The organism is Amycolatopsis umgeniensis (assembly GCF_014205155.1).
Taxonomy (GTDB): domain Bacteria; phylum Actinomycetota; class Actinomycetes; order Mycobacteriales; family Pseudonocardiaceae; genus Amycolatopsis; species Amycolatopsis umgeniensis.
Genome location: NZ_JACHMX010000001.1, coordinates 383952 through 401197 on the forward strand (window position 1 = coordinate 383952; position 17246 = coordinate 401197).

Consider the following 17246-nt stretch of genomic DNA (forward strand, 5'->3'; position numbering starts at 1 on the left):
CCCTCGTTTGACGACTCGAGCAGGAGCAGGTGAATTCGGAACGGCACCGTTGCCGAAAGCGGATTCCATTCCGGAGGCCGTTCTTCGTCTGCCCGGAACTGTATGGATCACCCGGGAAGAGTGTCAATGAAAGGAGCGCGAAACGCTGACGGCGGTGCGGCCATGCTCACCGGGAAGAGAGAAACGGGGCACCCCGCTTGTCACCTCGGGACGGACTTTGCCCTGTCCGGTCCCGAAGCAACCGAAGAGCGAGCAGCGCGCCGAGGAGTTCCAGCCCCGCCGCCGTCAGCAAGCCCGCCGTGTAACCGCTCGCCAACGCCGACGCGGTACCTTCTTCGAGCTTCGCCGTGCGTACCACCGTCAGCACCGTGCCGATCAGCGCGACGCCCAGCGCGCTCGACAACTCACGGGACGCGGTGAGCAAGCCCGAAGCGGTGCCCGCGTGCCGCTCCGCCACGATTTCCAGCGCGTACGAGGTCAACGGCGTCGTCAGGGCGGATCCGGCCCCGATCAGCACGAGCCCGGGCAGCCGCGGGAGCACTTCCGGCAGATGGTTGACCGCGGCGAGGACGAGCAGTCCGGCGGCCACCGTGGCCAGCCCCGCCGCGACAGTCCGATGTGGACCGAATCGCGGCACCGCCCACGGCCCCAGCGGCGTCGCGGCGACGACCGCGACCGCCACCACGACCAGCGGCAATCCGGCGAGCCCGGGTCCGAGCCCGAGGGATTCCTGGTGCAGCAACGGCGTGAAGAAGAAGACTCCCGAAACCCCCAAACCCCACAGCAACTGCACGATGAGCGCGCCGGTGAAGACCCGCTGACCGGTCAGTTCCCCGGGTACCAGCCGCTCGCGCGCGCGTTTTTCCCTGAGCACGAACCAGATCGCGAAGCCCGCTCCCGCCGCGCCGAGCACCGTGGGCAGCACCGCACCGCCCTCGCCCAGTTCCACCACGGCGGCGGTGACCAGGACCATCCCGGTGGTCACCACCAGCATGGAGAGCACGGCGGGCCGGCCCGTGGCCGGATCTCGACCGGCGGTGGCGACCCGCCGCAGCAGCATCAGCATCGCCGCCACGAACGGAAGATTGACGAAGAAGATCCAGCCCCAGCCCAGATACTCGCTCAGCACACCGCCGAGTGTCGGGCCGAGCGCCAGCGCGACCGCGAGACAGGCCGTCCACACCGTCGCGCCGACTGCCCGTCTTCGCGCGTCGAGATTGGTGCGGAGCAAACTGAGCAACGCCGGTACCAGGAACGCCGCGGCGGCACCTTGCAGCACCCGCGCGGAGATGACGAGCCATGCCGTCGTCGCGAGCCCGCCCGCGACCGCGCCGGCGCCGAACGCGAGCAGGCCCGCCCGCAGTGTCGCGGCCTGCCCCCAGCGGTCCACCAGTGTTCCGGCCACCGGCAACAACCCGGCGAACGGGAGCATGTACCCGATGCTCACCCATTGCAGGGTGGGCAGATCGAGAGCGAGGTCCCGGGCGATCGAAGGCGCGCCGGCCGCGACGATCGTGTTGTCGAGGGTGGTGACGAACGCCCCGAGCGCGATCATGACCAGCGTCGATTTCATTTCACCCTCGTGAGTGGGAATGACGGTTCTGTTGAGGGGTAAGGCAACCTTTCCTGTCGGTGCATGTCCGTGAAGGCCTCCTTCCCTACGCTCAAGGTAGGGAAGGAGGCCTTCACGGACATGGAACCGTCTATACCACCCACGAAACACCACCCCTCTCCGAAATGACAATTTCCGCCGTCCCTCTTGGCACCGGCGACAGGAACTCCCTCCGGCGGTTGCCAACTTCCTCACTGATGTGAGTACATGTCGTGCGCGTACGTCGTCGTACGGCAAGGAGTAGCCATGACCCGAACGGCCACGAACTCCGCACACGATCTGGTCCCCCGCCCTCGAGGAGCAGGGCAGGCACAGCGGCTCTGGTGCTCATTGCCCGCCGAGGTGGCCCGGCGCTTCCGGCCGCACGCCGATCCGCTCGCGCGGCGGATCCTGGAAGAGATCCAGCAGGCCGTCCCCGAGTACGGGAAGCCACTGGACGGCGAGTTCGGCAAGATCCTCGTGCGGGCGATCGAGCAAGCCGTCGTCAGCTGCATCGACAGCATCGGGGATCTCGGCTCGCCCCCGGACGACTGGGTGAGGCTGTTCGTCGAAGTCGGCAAACGGGTGCATCGTGATGGCGGAAGCCTGAACACGTTGCAGGCCGCGTACCGCGCGGGCGGCCGCGCCGCGTTGCGCTATGTGGCGAAATTCGGTCAGGCGCACCGGCTTCCCCCGGCGGTGCTCTGCATCGGCGCGGAGGCGATCTTCGCTTATGTGGACGAGATCTCGTCCCATTCGGTGGAGGGCTACACCCTCGCGCAGGCGACCGCGACGGGCACGCTCGAACGGCGGCGAAGAAGGCTGCTCGAACTGCTCCTCGCCACACCGCCGTCCTCCCCCGCGACCATCGCGACGATGGCGAAGGCCGCGAAGTGGGAGATGCCGGAGTGGGTCTGTGTGGTCGCACTCGACCCGCGTGCGGAACAACACCAGATCCCCGCTCCGCGCGTCCCCGACGACGTCCTTCTCGATCTGGAGGGCAACGAACCCTGTTTGCTCACCCCGAATCCGGGCCGCGATCTGCGCGGTCTCGACGGCAGGCTGCCGGGCTGGCGGGCCGCTGTCGGCCCACGGGTCCACCCGGCCGACGCCGCGACGTCGCTGCGCTGGGCCCGGAGCACCCTCGACCTGGTGAGCCGGGGTGTACTCGAAGACCGCGCGGTGACCCGCACTTCGGACCATCTGGCCACCCATTGGCTCCTGCTCGACCGATTCCTGCTCGACGAGGTGTCGAACAAGGTGCTCGCGCCGTTCTCCGGGTTGACGGTGAAACAACAGATCCGGCTCGCGGAGACGTTGCTGGCCTGGTTGGAGCACAACGGGAGCACGCCGGACATCGCGCAGGCGCTCGGCATCCATCCGCAGACGGTGCGCTACCGGGTCAGCCAGCTGAGCGACCTGTTCGGCGAACGCCTCGCGGATCCCGCGCAGCGTCTGGAGATCCAGATGACATTGCGGGCGCACCAGCTACTGGGCACCCGCCCGCCGGAAGAGTCCACTTCGGACGATTAGAGCCAGCCTTGCCGTGACGCCTGTGCTCCCAGCTGGAACCGGGTCTGCGCACCCAGCAGCTGCTGCAGACGGCTGATCCGCCGGAGCACCGTGCGTTCACTGATGCCGAGCTCGCGGGCGATCGCCTCGTCGGTCAGGCCTCCGCTCAGCAAGGCGAGCAGACGACGGGTGGCGAGGGTCGGCTCCTGCGCCGCCTCGGCGTCGTCCGGACCGCCCGCCCGGACCGGCACGGCCATCCGCCAGAAGGATTCGAACAGCTCGATCAACGCGCTGAGCAGCATCGACGGGTGGATCAGCAGCGCCAGCACGTCGCCGGCGTCGGAGTTCGGAACGGCGATCAGCGCGCGATTGCTGTCGGCGATCACCAGTTTCAAGGGCAGCCTGGGGAACACCCTCGCCTGCTCCCCGAGGGCGATACTCGACTGCACCTGGGCGAAGCCGTCGTCGTCTTGCAGCACGGACGAGTCGTAGACGACGCGGTAGCCGATGCCGCGCGCCATCGAACCCGGCTGCACCGTGCTCACCTCGGGTTTCGGGCTCATGTACGACCCGGGGTCGAGCGCGACGATGTCCACGCCCGCCTGCGTCTGCATGGCTTCGAAGGTGGCGATCACCTCGTCCCGGCTGCGCAGCACCTCGACGAAGTCCGCGTCGCGGCCCGTCCTCAAGGAGTAGGCGGCTCCGAGCACCTCGGCCGCCTCTCGCGCGCGGACGGCCGCGGCCTCGTGCTGCGCGGCGAACGCCGACAGCGCCGCACGCGGCGGGCACACCTCGACCCCGGCCGCGCCGGCCCGGACCAGGCCGAACCGCTCCAGCTCGGCCAGCTCGGCACCGGGCGTGATCTGGCGCCCGTCCAGCATGGCCCGGTACAGCTGCTCGGCCTCCATCGACAGGCCCCGCGACTCGGCGAGCATGACGCTTCTCCTCCCCCACCCCAGGACTCAGCGACCTGACATCGATGTCAAGCCCCCGCGGATCGCTGTGTCCGCTCACTGTTCTTGAGGGGGAAAGTGCCGGGTTCGTGCGCCTGAACCGGTAACGAAAGGATCACAGATCCACGCCGAAGAGGCTCCCGCGGACCAGCTCGGCTCGCGGGAGCCTCGTTCAGCACCTTCGGGGACTAGCTGTTGGCGGGCATCCCCTGCTCGTCGGCGGCCGGGGTGGCGGCCCCTTCGAGCAGTTCGCGGACGATCTCGTTCGCCTTGCGCACCTGGGGCGTGATCATCTTGATCTTGATCTTCCCGTCGTGCCCGAGGTTGCCACCGACCTCGACCGTCTTGTCCTCACCCGGCAGGGGCAGGCCCTGGCAGCCGGTGAACTTCTTCTTCGGCGTGAAACCGGTCTGGAAGTAGGCGACGATCGGGTCGTCGACGCAGTCGGTGTTGTACGGGAAGATCCCGTGGCTGCCTTCGTTGTCGACGCTGATCATCTTGGCGCCCGGCAGGCCGTTCGCGGTGGCGAGCGCGCCCTCGTACGGCGTGGCCGCGTCCAGTTCCGTCTGCGCGATGAGCAGCTTCGGGAACGTCTTCTGGTCCGGCGCCGGCTTGGCGTTGCCGGTCTTCCAGAACGCGCACAGCGGCGCGCCCGAGAGGGCCATGATCGGCGCGATGAACGGCGCGTTCACGGTCAGGTCGGCCTGCCAGTAGTTCCAGTAGTGCAGGTTCTGGTTCCACTGGCCGTCCTGGCAGCGGATCGCCTCGAAAGCGGCGTCCCAGGTCTCGACTTCGGCGCCGCCCTGGTAGGAAGCCTTGCGCTCGACCGAGTCCTTCTTGGCGATGGCGTCCAGCGCGTTGCCCTTGGCCTTGTTCAGGAACGCCTTGTTCGCGTCGGTCAGACCGGGCGTGGTCAGCGCCTCGGCGACGACCTGCTCGAGCTTCTCCGCGTCGGTCCCGGCGGGCGCCGGTCCCTTGGCCAGCGCGGCCACCATGGAGGCCGCCGACGGGTACTGAGTGGTGTCGTACATCGCCGGGATGATGAACCAGGCGGCGTAGAGCATGCCCGCGAACTCCCGGGTGCCGCCGGCCTTCTCCCAGTTGCGGCGGATCTCGAGCGGGTCGGTGCCCGCCTTGTACTTGGCGTCGTTGCGCGCCATGTAGGGCAGCAGCGCGTCCTGGAACTGACGGTCACGGCTGCGCGGCTGCAGATCCCAGGTCTTCTCGAGCGTCGATCGGCTCGCGTCGGTCGACGAGTCGAGCAGGAACCGGTGCGCCTTGCCCGGGAACGTGGTGGCGTACCAGGTGCCGAGCCACGTGCCGTACGAGTAACCGATGTAGCTGGTCTTCTTCTCGCCGAGCAGCACGCGGATGAAGTCCATGTCGTACGCGGTCTGCTCGGTGGTGATGAACTTCGTGAGCGGGTTCTTCAGGCAGCCGTCGACCTTCGCCTGGCTGATCACGTTCTGATCCGTGCTGTCCGGGACGGTGTAGGTGCAGGTCAGCGGGGTGCTCTGGCCGACGCCGCGCGGGTCGAAGCCGACGAAGTCGTACTGCGAGGCCAGCACCGGGCTGCGCATCGCCATCGCGGCACCCCACGGCAGACCTTCGCCGCCTGGTCCGCCCGGGTTGACCAGCGCGATGCCCTGCCTGCCGGTGCCGGGGTACGCGGTCGCGGTCTTGGAGACGCGGACGCCGATGGTGTTGCCGTCCTGCGGGTTGTGCCAGTCACGCGGCACCTGGACCGTGGCACAGGCCAGGCCCTTGACCTTCTTCAGTTCGGCTTCCGTCGCGGGCGCGACCGAGGGGAACGAGCACTCGCCCCAGGCCACGGCCTGCTTGGTCAGCGCGCCCGCCAGCGCCGCGGTGTCCGGGTCGGCCTTGGCGGCGGGAGCCGCACCCGCCGCGGGAGCCAGCACCAGGCCTGAAGCCAGGAAGGCGCCGGCGATGACCGCCACCGTGCCCCTCCGCGTCTTTCTCGTACTACTGATCACCATGATCCCTTTCGACAGGAGCCCCCGACGTCCGTACGTGAAGTAAAGACGGGTGATCAGGTCTCCTACACGGCCCGGCGATGGCGGATACCCGACATGGCAGGATCTCGACACCTGCGGATCAGCCGGGGGTCGACCATCCATGCCGCCAGTATCCGGCGAAGGAGATGTCCGCCTTCGCCGCACCCCGCTCGGAGACCAGGTGGCGGCGCAACGTCGTCGCGAGACGGGACTCCCCCGCGACCCACGTGTAGAACCGCCCCGGCGGCAGCGACGCCCGCTGAACCGTTTCGAGGGCGAGGGTTCCCGGACGCCGTCCTGGATCGTCCCGACTGAGCCAGTGGACGCGAACACCGTCGGAGGTCTCGTATCGCCGGATGTCGGCGACCGTCGGCACCTCCAGGAAGACTTCCGCGACAAGGGATTCCGGGGCGCCGTCGAGAATCGCCAATGCCGCGGGAACAGCGCTCTCGTCGGCGACGATGAGCTGCGCGCCGACGTCGTCCGGCGGCCGGTAGGTCGTGCCCATGTCGAAGATCCCGGCCGGATCCCCCGGCCCCACCCGCCGGACCCATTCGCTCATCGGCGAGTCCCCGTGGAGGGCGAACTCGATGTCGACCTCGTCGTCGACGGGCCTCGTCCGGCGGATCGTGAGGGTGCGCACCCAGGGCCGGACCGACTTGGGCAGCAGCATCAGCTCCGGCATCCACGCCTCGTTCGAGAAGGTGGGCATCCGCAGCCGCCGCTGCCCCTCGCGAGGGAAGAACAACCGCACCGTCTGATCGGCACCGGCCACGACGAGATCCTTCAACGCCGGACCGCCGAGCGTGACCGACACGAAGTTCGGGCTCAGGCTGACGCGCTCCTTCACTTCCAGCGTGATCATCTTGCGCGCCGCCGGGAGCTGGAGGCGCGGAATCACTTCAGGTTCCCAATGTTTTCGCAGGTCATGACACTATTATGAGCTTTCCTTCAGTTCTTGGGTACTCGCTTTCGCGGGCGTGAGAGAGGTGTCTTGAGCAGCGCCGGCGCGGCTCGGTGGCTCGGTTGCTCACCTTTGCCGGGGTGGTCGGCTCATCGGCCAGCCGAACCCGGATGCAGGCCCGGCCCGTGATCGGGGTCCTCCAGCCGCGCGATCGGGGTCGGGCTGAGCGACGTTTCGTCCTCCCCTTCCTCCAGGAGGGTCGCCGCGGCACCGACCACCTTCAGATCCGGCTCGCCGACGGTGTCCTCGTCCTTGTCGGCGTAGTCCACCCGCGCGAGCACGCTGCGCATCGCCTCGACGCGCGCCCGTTTCTTGTCGTTGCTCTTGACCACCGTCCACGGCGCTATCTCCGTGTCGGTGGACCGGAACATCGCGACCTTCGCCTCGGTGTAGGCGTCCCAGCGGTCCAGCGATTTGACGTCGTTGGAGCTCAGCTTCCACTGGCGCACCGGGTCGACCTGCCGGATGAGGAACCGCGTGCGCTGCTCGGATTTCGACACCGAGAACCACAGTTTCACCAGGACGATCCCGTCGTCGACGAGCATCTCCTCGAAGGTCGGGGCCTGGCGAATGAACCGCTCGTACTGTTCGTCCGTGCAGTAACCCATCACCCGCTCGACGCCGGCACGGTTGTACCAGGACCTGTCGAACAGCACGATCTCGCCTTCGGTGGGCAGATGGTTCGCGTACCGCTGGAAGTACCACTCGCCCTGCTCACGGTCGGTGGGTTTGCTCAGCGCCACCACTCGCGCTCCGCGCGGGTTGAGATGTTCGGTGAACCGTTTGATGGTGCCGCCCTTGCCCGCCGCGTCGCGTCCTTCGAACAGGATCACCATGCGGCCGCCGGTGTCCTTGATCCAGTACTGCAGCTTCAGCAGTTCGATCTGCAGCGACCGTTTCACCACTTCGTATTCGTCACGCGACATGCGCGTCGTGTAGGGATAGTTCTCCCGCCAGGTGTCGATCGGGGAGCCGTCCGGACGGCGGAGAACCGGGTCGTCGGCATCGTCGTAGTCGACGACGAGACGCTGGTCCCGCAACTCCGGGAAATGTGATGAGTCGAGCACACGCCGCTGATACCCGTGGCCGAGGGGACGCAAACGCGACAATCAGGACGTAGCCACCACCGCGCCAGACCCGACGGCGAAGCGATCTCATCCCGCGCGCAGATGATCGCGCAGGGCCCGCGCCACGCGGGCCATCAGCACTTCGGCCTCCGGCTGGATCGCCGCGGGCACCCGGGATTCGGTCAGCGCGGCGATCGCGAAGATCCCGCCGTCGGCGTGTTCGACCACCCCGACCTCGTGCCGCATGTTCAGCAGGGTGCCCGTCTTCGACGACCATTTCGTGGCGTCGGAGACGAAGTCGGGGCTGAGCCGTTGACGCAACAGGTTGAGCCCCATCAGTTCACGCACCCTCGCCGCCACCTCGCCGTCCACTTTGGACGGCTTCCACAGCGCTTCGAGCAGGCCGACGAACGCGCGGGCGGAGCCGGAACTCGCGCGTGTGATGTCGAGCTGGGGAACGGGATGTCCCTGGCCGTCGGTCCCCGCGTTGATCGCCAAGGCGTGCGCGAGGTGGACGTCCGTGGGGTCGAAGCGTTCCGCCGGCGTGTCGCTGAGCTCCGCGACCGAATGCCTCGCGGTGATCCCGAAAATCCCCCATTCGCGCGTCAACCTGGTGACTTCGGCCGGCGAGGTCAGCGCGAAAAGGGTGTCGGCCGCGGTTTCGTCGCTGATGGCCATCGCGAGGTACAGCAGATCGTCGATGGCCACCGTGGCCGGATGCCGGAACCGGGTCAGCCCGGTCGGCCCCGGTGTGGTGGCCCGGCCCGGCTCGACGTCGATCGGCGCCGAGCCGTCCAGTTCGCCCCGGCGGATCCGCTCCAGCGTCGCCGCGGCGAGCGGGATCTTCACCAGCGAGGCGCTCGGGAACTCGAGCTCGGGGTCGATGCCGATCTCGTACCCGGTCCGCAGATCCCGCACCAGGAACGAGCCGCGCAGGCCGCCGTCGTCCAGTTCGGCGCGCAACCGCAGGAGCAGCGTCTCCGTGTTCATGTCGTCTCCTCGGTTTCCTCCGCGCCGAGACACCGGGCGATGTCGGACCACAATCGTGCACGGAGCCGCTGCGCGTCCTCGCCGAGCCCCGCCGTGATCTCGAACCCGCGGGCGAGCCGGATCTCCCCGATGGGCTGCCAGCCCAAGCCGAGTTCGGCGGCTTGGGCCGTCGAGCACAGCAGCAGATCGTCCGAGCCGAACACGGCCGCCGCGGCCGCGGTGAGCGAATCGGCGACGATGACCTGGGCGGGCCGCAGTCCCACCGAGTCGCGGACGCGGAACAGGCGGTCGCGGATATGCGGGACGTCGTCCTCGGGCTGGATCCAGACCCGGCGAGGCGCGCGACCGGACCGGCCGACACGCAGCGTTTCCAGATGAAGCGAACCCTGACGCCGCCTGCCTCCCCCGGCCAGGCCCAAAGCGACCCGCCACGCGCCCTCTTCGGCGGGAACGACCGTGAGAGCCGCGCGAACCTCTTGGGTGCGCACGAGTTCGGCCCGTTCCCGCGGCGGGGCCTGCCGGAACTCCAGGAAGATGTCGAGAGCCCGTGCCGCCGCGTCGAGTTCGGCGAGCTCCCGGATGGTGCAGGTTTCCGGCATCGCGAGCCGCATCGGGCGCAGTTTCGCGCGCTGCGCGTCGTGCTCCATCGCGTCGGCCAAGGTCACGAGCCGCTTCGCCGACGGCAGCATGTCCCTGCCGAACGGGGTGAGCCGGGCACGCCGGGTGGAGCGGTCGAACAGCCGCTCGCCGAAATGCCGTTCCAGCGCGGCGATCCGACGGCTCGCCACCGGTTGGGGGATGCGGGCGATCGCGGCTCCCGCGGTGAAGGTCCCGGCCTCACTCACGCTCACGAACGCCCGGCAGCTGCCGATCAGGTCCACGACCACATACTATGCGCATTTCGCATGGAATCGGTCATTCATGTCTTGGACAGCATGAACGGTGATGGCCAGACTGCGGACATCGAACGATCTCGAAAGGAATCACCGTGTCCGTCACCTCTCGCCGGTGGACGAACCGAGCCGCTCTCCTGGCCCTCTCGGTCTTGTCACTCACCGCGTGCTCCACACCCGCTCCCCCGCAGCCGCCTGCCCCCGCCGCCACCCCGGTCGCCACGGCAGGCCGAGCCGACTTCGAGCAACTGGAACGCGCCTTCACCGCCCGGCTCGGGGTGTACGCGGTGGACACGGCGACCGGTCGCGAGGTCGCCTTCCGCGCCGACGAGCGGTTCGCCTACGCCTCGACGCACAAGGTGTTCACCGCCGGCGGTGTCCTGCAACGGACGCCCATCGCCGATCTGGACCGGACGATCACCTACAGCCGGGAGGATCTGGTCTCCAACTCGCCGGTGACGGAGAAGCACGTCGCGACCGGTATGCCGCTGCGCGCCGTCATCGACGCAACCCTTCGCTACAGCGACAACACCGGCGGCAACCTGCTCTTCCGCGAACTCGGCGGCCCCGAGGGCCTCAACGCGGTATTGCGCGGGATCGGTGACACCACGAGCCACGCCGACCGGATCGAACCGTTGCTCAACGACACCTTCCCGGGTGACCCCCGGGACACCAGCACGCCCCGTGCCCTCGCCGTGAGCTTGCGCGCCTTCGCCCTCGGCGACGCGCTTCCCGAGGACAAGCGCAAGGTCCTGGTCGACATCATGCGCGCCAACACCACCGGGGACGGGAACATCCGCGCCGGGGTCCCCGGCTGGCCCGTCGCCGACAAGACCGGCACGGCGGGCTATGGAACGCGCAACGACATCGGCGTCGTCTGGCCACCGGACAAGGCACCGATCGTCATCTCGGTCCTGACCGACCGCGCGGCCGCGGACGCCAAGATCGACAACAAGCTCCTCGCGGACGCCACGGCGGCGGCGGTCAAGGCACTTTCCTGACAGACCTGCCGGGGCGGACGGAGATCCGTCCGCCCCGACTGGTTTCACCGGATCAGCGGCGGCAAGGGTTGCCCGCCGGATGTGCGGCGGTGCCGTGCACGTCCGCCTGGGATTCCGCGAGCACGATCTTCGTGAGCACGGTCTCCAGCGCGACGGCCTGCTGCTTCACGACGCCGTTCGCCACGGTCTGGCCGTTGAGCTTCAGCGAACCGATGACCAGGGGAATGGTCAGCGGGGCCGAGCCCACCGTGATCGGCTGACCGTTGATCTTCAGCGAGGCGACGTTCGAACTGCCCGCCAGGACCGGGGCGAGACCGCCCGGCGCCGGCTGGCAGGTCGCCGTGGCCTGCGACTGGATCACGCCGATTTCGACGGTCAGCCCGAGCGTGCTGATCACCGTCTTGTCGATTCTGGCCGACGCCAGCGCGCGGTCGCCCGCGGCCGGAGCAGCCGACTGGTTGTCCGGCGTGAGATCGGTCGACGCGGTCAGCACCTGGGTGTCCACCTTGATCACGCCCGCGTTGAGCGTCGCGGCGGCGACGGTGCGCGAATCGTCGGCACAAGGCAGGTTCGCCGGGTTCGCCTGGGCCACGACCACCCCGAGAACGTTCGCCGCGGTACCCGTGCAGGAGAACACTCCGTCACGGTCGTCGTCGATGATCGTGCCGACACCGGTGGGATCGACGAGCCCGGCGCCCGAGGGAGCCGAGAGATTCACCGTGAACGTCTCGTTCGGCTCGTCGACCGTGTCCGGGTTGACCAGGACGGTCACCGGCTTGCTCGTCTGGCCGGGTGCGAACGTGACAGTGCCGCCGGCCGTCGCGTAGTCGGCGGGCGCCGTCGCCGTGCCGTTGGCGGTCGAGTACTGGACCGTCACCGGATTCGGGCTGGGACCGCCGAGCAGCGAAACCGTGAAGGTCGCCGGTACCTGAGCGCCACCCGAACCCTCGTCGACCGTCACGTCGTTGATGCTCAAGCCGAGCACGCGGACGGTCGTGGTTTCGATGTACCCCCGCGAAACGCCGTCGACCTGATAGTCGACCACGCAGTGGTAGGTGCCGGGAGCCGCGCTGGCCGACGCCGTGATCGTCTCGGTGAACGTGGCGACGTCACCACTGGTCACCTTGACGCTGCTAGGGGCGTTGGTGACCGTGAGCTGCGGATCGCAGCTGGTCACCTTCGGGGTCACCGTGACCTCGATGGACTTGATGCCGTCCAGGATGGCCTGGGAGACCTGACCGGCGGGGACGTTGTTCAGCAGCACACCACCCGTCGCCGAGGTGATGGCACTGGCTTGCCCGGTGGCGTCGAGCCCCCCGACGTTGACGGCGACCACGCGGATCTTCGCCGCCTGAAGTGCCGCGATGGTCTGCGCCAGAGTGTGCCCGCCGCTCGGGTCGTGCGACGGCGCGTCGCCGAACCACGCGATGATGCGGGTGCCGTCCGGGCGGAAGGTGACCGCGCCGGTGGCCAGCTGGAACAGGGCGTTGAGGTTCGCTTCCGGCGTGTCCCCGCCGCCCGAGGCCACCCACTGGTTGATTCCCGTCTGAACAGCGGTGGTGTCGCCGGTGATGCCTTGGTTCACCTTGAAGGGCACCGAGTCGGTGAAGTCCTTGTATTCGGCGACGCCGAACTGCGCCGTCGGCTGCGCGGCGAGCACGTCACCGGTGATGGCACTGGCGTTCGACCGCACGTTGCCGATCGGCCCGCCCATGCTGCCCGTGGTGTCCGCGAGCAGGACCAGGTCGGGGTTCGGCGGTACCGCCGAGGTGGTCACGTTCTTGGTCACGGTCGTGCTCTGCCCCGCGTTCAGGGTGAGGTCGACCGTGGCCGGGTCCACCCCCGGCGGGGCCGCGGCGGCGACCGCGGTGGACGCGAGCATCGCCGTGACGGCGGTCAAAACGACGAACAGTGGTCTTCGTGACATGGACTTCCCTTTCGAGACCCGGCGGCGGCCGGAATTCCTGTGGGTTGCCTGAGAAAGACGGAATGCCCGGCATTTCGTTAGCACCCGGCTCGAATGTCACCCGTAGCGCCGTACGTCAAGGCGCTCAACGAGTTGTCCTCAAGAATCCGGACTACTCAGACCAGGTCCACGATGGTCCGTCCCGCTGAAAGAATTTCGGCGCCTCCACTCTTCAGTGTGAAAGCGATCGAATTTCTCCGCGTTTTCCGTGATCACCTCGCCGGACGAAAACCGGCTCTGTCCGGTATTCACCGGCTTGTATTCACCGAATGTCGCAACGTCCCCCAGCTGCCCGACACCTCAGCGAGACGTGAGTTCCCGGAGCGAGGACAGTTCGGCCGGTGGCTCGCCGGGGTGCACGACGCCCAGCCGCCGGGTGGCCCTGGTCATCGCGACGTACAAGTCGTTGTGGCCGTGCGGTGCGGCGCCGAGGATTCCGGCCGGGTCCGCGATCAGGACCGAGTCGAACTCCAGGCCCTTCGCCTGTTCGGGCGTGAGCAGGACCGCCTTCCCGGTCAGATCCGGCGGGACGGCGAGCGACGACGCCGCGGCCAGGGGCTCGATGAGGCTGCCCGGGGCGATGATCCCGAGTTGACCGTCGGTGTGCGCCGCGACGAGCTCGGCGATGGTGGTGACCAGGTCCGCGCGGGCGGTGCCGATCCGCCACGGCGGTTCGCCCGTCGAGCGGACGGACCGGGTCGGCGGCGTTCCGGGATGGTGGACGGCGAGCAGATCCGCGGTGGCGGCCATGATCTCCGCCGGTGTGCGGTAGTTGACCGTGAGCCGGGCGAGCCGCCATCGATCCCGCACCTGTGGCCGCAGTACGCGGTCCCACGACGAGGCGCCCGCCGGGTTCCCGGTCTGGGCGAGGTCCCCGACGATGGTCATCGATCTGGTGGGGCACCGGCGCATCAGCATCCGCCAGGCCATTTCGGACAGTTCCTGTGCCTCGTCGACGACCACGTGCCCGAACGTGGCCCGGCCGCCACCCTGGCCGATCAAACCGGCGGCTTCGTCCAGCAACGGGACATCGGCGGCGCTCCAGCCGTCGGTGCGCTCGCCCAGGAGGTCCGACACCACGTCTTCCGCGGTCAGTTCCGGCCACAGCGCGTCGAGTGCGGCTTGGACACCGGTGTCGGCGAGCATCGCGTCCCGCAGACCTGCGCGGTCCACCTCGTCCAGCATGGTCTTCGGCTCGGTGTCGTGGTCGATCACCACACCCGCGGCGGCCAGCGCACGCAGATCGGCCTCGCCGAGCCGGCCGTCCGGGCTGCCGCCGTCGAGCGCCTCGCCCGTTTCGGTGAGCACGACCGCTTCCATCTCCTCGATCAGGCGCCCCACGAGCACATCCACGATCTCTCGCTGGAAGACCAGCCTGGCCTGGTTGTGCGGAAGTCCGGTTTGCACGGCCTTCCGCATGGCACGGCCGCACTCACGCGGGTCGAGCCGCAGCACCTCCTGTTCGAACACGACGTCGACGACGTGCTCCGGTGCCCGGACCCGCGACCGCACCGCCGCCGCCAGCCGTTCCGCCATGACCGCCTCGCCCTTGAGCTCGACGATCCCGGGTGGATCCACCCGGCTGACCTCGACGTCGGGCCTCAGATCGGTGATGGTCGCGGTCACCACGCTGTTCTCGCCGAGGCCGGGAAGGACCTGGCCGATGTAGTCGAGGAAGAGCCGGCTCGGACCCACCACCAGGACGCCCCGGGTGCGCAGATGCGGGCGGGTGTAGAGCAGGTACGCGACCCGGTGCAACGCGACGGCCGTCTTCCCCGTGCCGGGACCGCCCTGCACCACCAGCACCCCGTCGGTCTCGTGCCGGATGATCCGATCCTGTTCGGCTTGAAGGGTGGTGACGATGTCGCGCATCCGCCCGGTCCGCTCCACGGTCACCGCCGCCAGCAACGCCGCCTCGCCGACCAGGCCGTCGTCGCCGGCATCGTCCGGGTTCAGCACCTCGTCGTCCAGCGCGACGACGATCCGGCCTCGCGTGGTGATCCGCCTCCGTCGCCGCACCCCCTCGGGAGCGATCGCCGTCGCGGTGTAGAACGCCTGTGCCACCGGAACGCGCCAATCCACCAGGAGCGGTTCGCCGCCCTCGTCCTGGAACAGGCCGAGCCTGCCGATGTAGACGCGCCGTCCGTCATGCATGTCCAGCCGCCCGAAGCACAACCCCTGCTCCACCGCCTCGAGGCGAGCCACCTCCGCCCGCCAGACAGCCGCCGCCTCCCGATTTCGCCCTGTCACCAGCCGCTCGGCCGCTTCCTCGCGCATGGCGTCCAGACGGGCGTAGAGGTCCGCCACGTAGTCCTGTTCCTTGTCGATTTCACTGCCGGCCACGGCCACGCGTCCCCTTCGAATCGGCGATCCGTGCCATCGAGCGTGCACGGCGCCAATCGCGAAGAACAGTCTTGTTCTTTCCCGCCGCTTCAGCCGGGCGGCTGAAGCGGCGGGAAACCACGCTGACGGTCAGTCCACCAGCTCGGTCCGCACGGCCTGCCACTGTTCCCAGCACCGCTCCGGGTCGAGGTCGGCGTATCCGCGCTGCTCCGCCATCGCCTCGGACAGCGACCTCGGCGTGCGGATGCAGGTTGCCCCGTCGCGGATGTCGAAGACTTCCTCCTCCACGAGAGGACTACCCTTGGAACGCTCCGCGGCCAGCAGCAGCGCGATCAAAGACGGGACGAATTCGATGACGAGGTCGTCCTCCCCAGCCCTTTCCATGCCCGGATGCTAGACGCCCCGAGCACAAGATCAGGAGATCTTGCGACGGTAGGTGATCGTGGCGAAGAAGTACGCGAAGACCAGCAGACCGGCGCACCAGGCGAGGGCGATCCAGATCTCGGTGCCGACCGGCTGCCGGGCGAACAGGGCGCGGAGGGCGTTCACGATCGACGTCACCGGCTGGTGTTCGGCGAAGGCGCGCACCGGGCCGGGCATGGTGCCGGTGGGCACGAACGCCGAGCTGAGGAACGGCAGGAAGATGAGCGGGTAGGAGAACGCGCTCGCGCCGTCCACGGATTTCGCGGAGAGACCGGGGATGACGGCCAGCCACGTCAGCGCCAGGGTGAACAGGAGCAGGATGCCGGCGGCCGCGAGCCAGGTCGGCAGTCCCGCTCCTGAACGGAAGCCGAGAAGCAGGGCGACGCCCACGACGATCACGAGCGAGATCAGGTTGGCGACGAGCGAGGTCAGCACGTGCGCCCACAGCACGCCCGAGCGGGCGATCGGCAAGGATTGGAAGCGTTCGAAGATCCCGCTTTTCATGTCGGTGAAGAGCCGGAGCGCGGTGTAGGCGACGCCTGACGCGACCGTGATCAGCAGGATCCCGGGCAGCAGGTAGTTCACATACGAATCCGACCCGGTGTTGATCGCGCCACCGAACACGTAGACGAACATGAGCATCATGGCGACCGGCATCATCGCGGTCGTGACGATGGTGTCGATGCTGCGGGTGACGTGTTTCATCGATCGTCCCACCAGGACGGTGGTGTCACCGAAGAAGTGCTTGTTCATCGTCTCCCCCCACTACTTGTCCGCGCCGACGATGGCCAGGAAGACGTCCTCGAGGGACGGCTGTTTCTCGACGTATTCGACCTCGGCGGGCGGCAGCAGCCGTTTGAGTTCGGCGAGGGTGCCGTTCACGATGATCCGTCCTTTGTGGAGGATCGCGATCCGGTCGGCGAGCTGTTCCGCCTCGTCCAGGTACTGTGTCGTCAGCAGCACCGTCGTGCCTCGCGCGGCGAGTTCCTTCACCGCTTCCCACACCTCGATACGCGCCTCGGGATCGAGCCCGGTGGTCGGCTCGTCCAGGAAGATCACCGGCGGGTTCCCGATGAGGCTCATGGCGATGTCCAGGCGGCGGCGCATACCACCCGAGTAGGTCGAAACCTTCCGCGCGGCCGCGTCGCTCAGGGAGAACCGCTCCAGCAAGTCGTCCGCGATCCTGCCCGGCTGTTTCAGATGCCGCAGCCGGGCGACCAGAACGAGATTCTCGCGGCCGCTGAGGATCTCGTCGACGGCGGCGAACTGCCCGGTGAGGCTGATGACCTCCCGGACGCCCGCCGCCTGCGTGGCGACGTCGAAGCCGGCGACACTCGCCGTTCCCGCGTCCGCCTTGAGCAGTGTGGACAAGATTCGCACCACTGTGGTCTTGCCCGCCCCGTTGGAGCCGAGGAGGGCGAAGATGCTCCCCCTCGCCACATCGAAGTCCACGCCGCGCAGCACGTGCAGTGTCTTGTACGATTTCTCCAGGCCTCGCACCTGGATCGCCTGATCCCGCGTCTCCATC

At 68.4% G+C, this 17246-nt stretch carries 14 protein-coding genes; 2 read left to right on the forward strand and 12 right to left on the reverse strand.

The features are described from left to right. Window positions 1-166: 166 nt before the first annotated feature. Window positions 167-1573 (reverse strand): MFS transporter, encoded by a 1407-nt coding sequence (locus HDA45_RS01635; protein WP_184891529.1) that lies wholly within the window; start codon window positions 1571-1573, stop codon window positions 167-169. Between the two features lie 285 nt (window positions 1574-1858). Between HDA45_RS01635 and HDA45_RS01640 the strand changes: the two genes are divergently transcribed. After that, on the forward strand, window positions 1859-3124 hold the full coding sequence (locus HDA45_RS01640) for a PucR-like N-terminal domain-containing protein (protein WP_184891530.1): 1266 nt from the start codon (window positions 1859-1861) through the stop codon (window positions 3122-3124). On the opposite strand, the gene HDA45_RS01645 is transcribed toward HDA45_RS01640, so the two are convergent. The 6 genes from HDA45_RS01645 to HDA45_RS01670 form a co-directional block, all read right to left on the reverse strand. Next, window positions 3121-4038 (reverse strand): helix-turn-helix transcriptional regulator, encoded by a 918-nt coding sequence (locus tag HDA45_RS01645; protein WP_184891531.1) that lies wholly within the window; start codon window positions 4036-4038, stop codon window positions 3121-3123. The two genes, HDA45_RS01640 and HDA45_RS01645, sit on opposite strands and share 4 nt — an antisense overlap. 206 nt (window positions 4039-4244) lie before the next feature. After that, window positions 4245-6014, reverse strand: a complete 1770-nt coding sequence (locus HDA45_RS01650; protein WP_184891532.1) for an alpha/beta fold hydrolase — start codon at window positions 6012-6014, stop codon at window positions 4245-4247. Between the two features lie 157 nt (window positions 6015-6171). Beyond that, complete coding sequence (locus HDA45_RS01655; protein ID WP_184891533.1) at window positions 6172-6972, reverse strand: SIP domain-containing protein; 801 nt, start codon at window positions 6970-6972, stop codon at window positions 6172-6174. 152 nt (window positions 6973-7124) lie between these two features. Then, complete coding sequence (gene ppk2 / locus HDA45_RS01660) at window positions 7125-8102, reverse strand: polyphosphate kinase 2 (RefSeq protein WP_184891534.1); 978 nt, start codon at window positions 8100-8102, stop codon at window positions 7125-7127. A gap of 87 nt (window positions 8103-8189) precedes the next feature. Then, window positions 8190-9092 carry a serine hydrolase gene (locus tag HDA45_RS01665; protein ID WP_184891535.1) on the reverse strand — a complete coding sequence of 301 codons (903 nt, stop codon included), beginning with the start codon at window positions 9090-9092 and terminating at the stop codon, window positions 8190-8192. Next, a complete protein-coding gene (locus HDA45_RS01670) occupies window positions 9089-9979 on the reverse strand; it encodes a LysR family transcriptional regulator (protein WP_184891536.1) in 891 nt (296 codons plus the stop codon). Before HDA45_RS01670 ends, HDA45_RS01665 begins: the two co-directional genes overlap by 4 nt. A gap of 101 nt (window positions 9980-10080) precedes the next feature. Between HDA45_RS01670 and bla the strand changes: the two genes are divergently transcribed. Further along, a complete protein-coding gene (gene bla / locus HDA45_RS01675; RefSeq protein ID WP_184891537.1) occupies window positions 10081-10986 on the forward strand; it encodes a class A beta-lactamase in 906 nt (301 codons plus the stop codon). A 52-nt stretch (window positions 10987-11038) separates the two neighbouring features. Here the strand turns inward: bla and HDA45_RS01680 are convergent, their stop codons facing one another. From HDA45_RS01680 to HDA45_RS01700, 5 genes are all read right to left on the reverse strand, one after another. Next, window positions 11039-12913, reverse strand: coding sequence for a Calx-beta domain-containing protein (locus tag HDA45_RS01680; protein ID WP_184891538.1), 1875 nt, complete (start codon window positions 12911-12913; stop codon window positions 11039-11041). A gap of 339 nt (window positions 12914-13252) precedes the next feature. Further along, entirely contained in the window at window positions 13253-15295 is a 2043-nt protein-coding gene (locus HDA45_RS01685; RefSeq protein WP_184891539.1) for a UvrD-helicase domain-containing protein, read from the reverse strand. Between the two features lie 129 nt (window positions 15296-15424). After that, complete coding sequence (locus HDA45_RS01690; protein ID WP_184891540.1) at window positions 15425-15679, reverse strand: hypothetical protein; 255 nt, start codon at window positions 15677-15679, stop codon at window positions 15425-15427. A 30-nt stretch (window positions 15680-15709) separates the two neighbouring features. Continuing rightward, the gene (locus tag HDA45_RS01695; RefSeq protein WP_184891541.1) at window positions 15710-16471 is read right to left on the reverse strand and encodes an ABC transporter permease; all 762 of its coding nucleotides are present in this window, start codon (window positions 16469-16471) and stop codon (window positions 15710-15712) included. A 12-nt stretch (window positions 16472-16483) separates the two neighbouring features. Continuing rightward, entirely contained in the window at window positions 16484-17245 is a 762-nt protein-coding gene (locus HDA45_RS01700; RefSeq protein ID WP_184891542.1) for an ABC transporter ATP-binding protein, read from the reverse strand. Window position 17246 lies beyond the last annotated feature (1 nt).

What these genes read in the sequence shown, in the direction of transcription:
- HDA45_RS01635 (WP_184891529.1), bottom strand. Translation starts at nt 1,573, where the DNA reads ATGAAATCGACGCTGGTCATGATCGCGCTCGGGGCGTTCGTCACCACC.
- HDA45_RS01640 (WP_184891530.1), top strand. Translation starts at nt 1,859, where the DNA reads ATGACCCGAACGGCCACGAACTCCGCACACGATCTGGTCCCCCGCCCT.
- HDA45_RS01645 (WP_184891531.1), bottom strand. Translation starts at nt 4,038, where the DNA reads ATGCTCGCCGAGTCGCGGGGCCTGTCGATGGAGGCCGAGCAGCTGTAC.
- HDA45_RS01665 (WP_184891535.1), bottom strand. Translation starts at nt 9,092, where the DNA reads ATGAACACGGAGACGCTGCTCCTGCGGTTGCGCGCCGAACTGGACGAC.
- HDA45_RS01680 (WP_184891538.1), bottom strand. Translation starts at nt 12,913, where the DNA reads ATGTCACGAAGACCACTGTTCGTCGTTTTGACCGCCGTCACGGCGATG.
- HDA45_RS01690 (WP_184891540.1), bottom strand. Translation starts at nt 15,679, where the DNA reads ATGGAAAGGGCTGGGGAGGACGACCTCGTCATCGAATTCGTCCCGTCT.
- HDA45_RS01695 (WP_184891541.1), bottom strand. Translation starts at nt 16,471, where the DNA reads ATGAACAAGCACTTCTTCGGTGACACCACCGTCCTGGTGGGACGATCG.
- HDA45_RS01700 (WP_184891542.1), bottom strand. Translation starts at nt 17,245, where the DNA reads ATGGAGACGCGGGATCAGGCGATCCAGGTGCGAGGCCTGGAGAAATCG.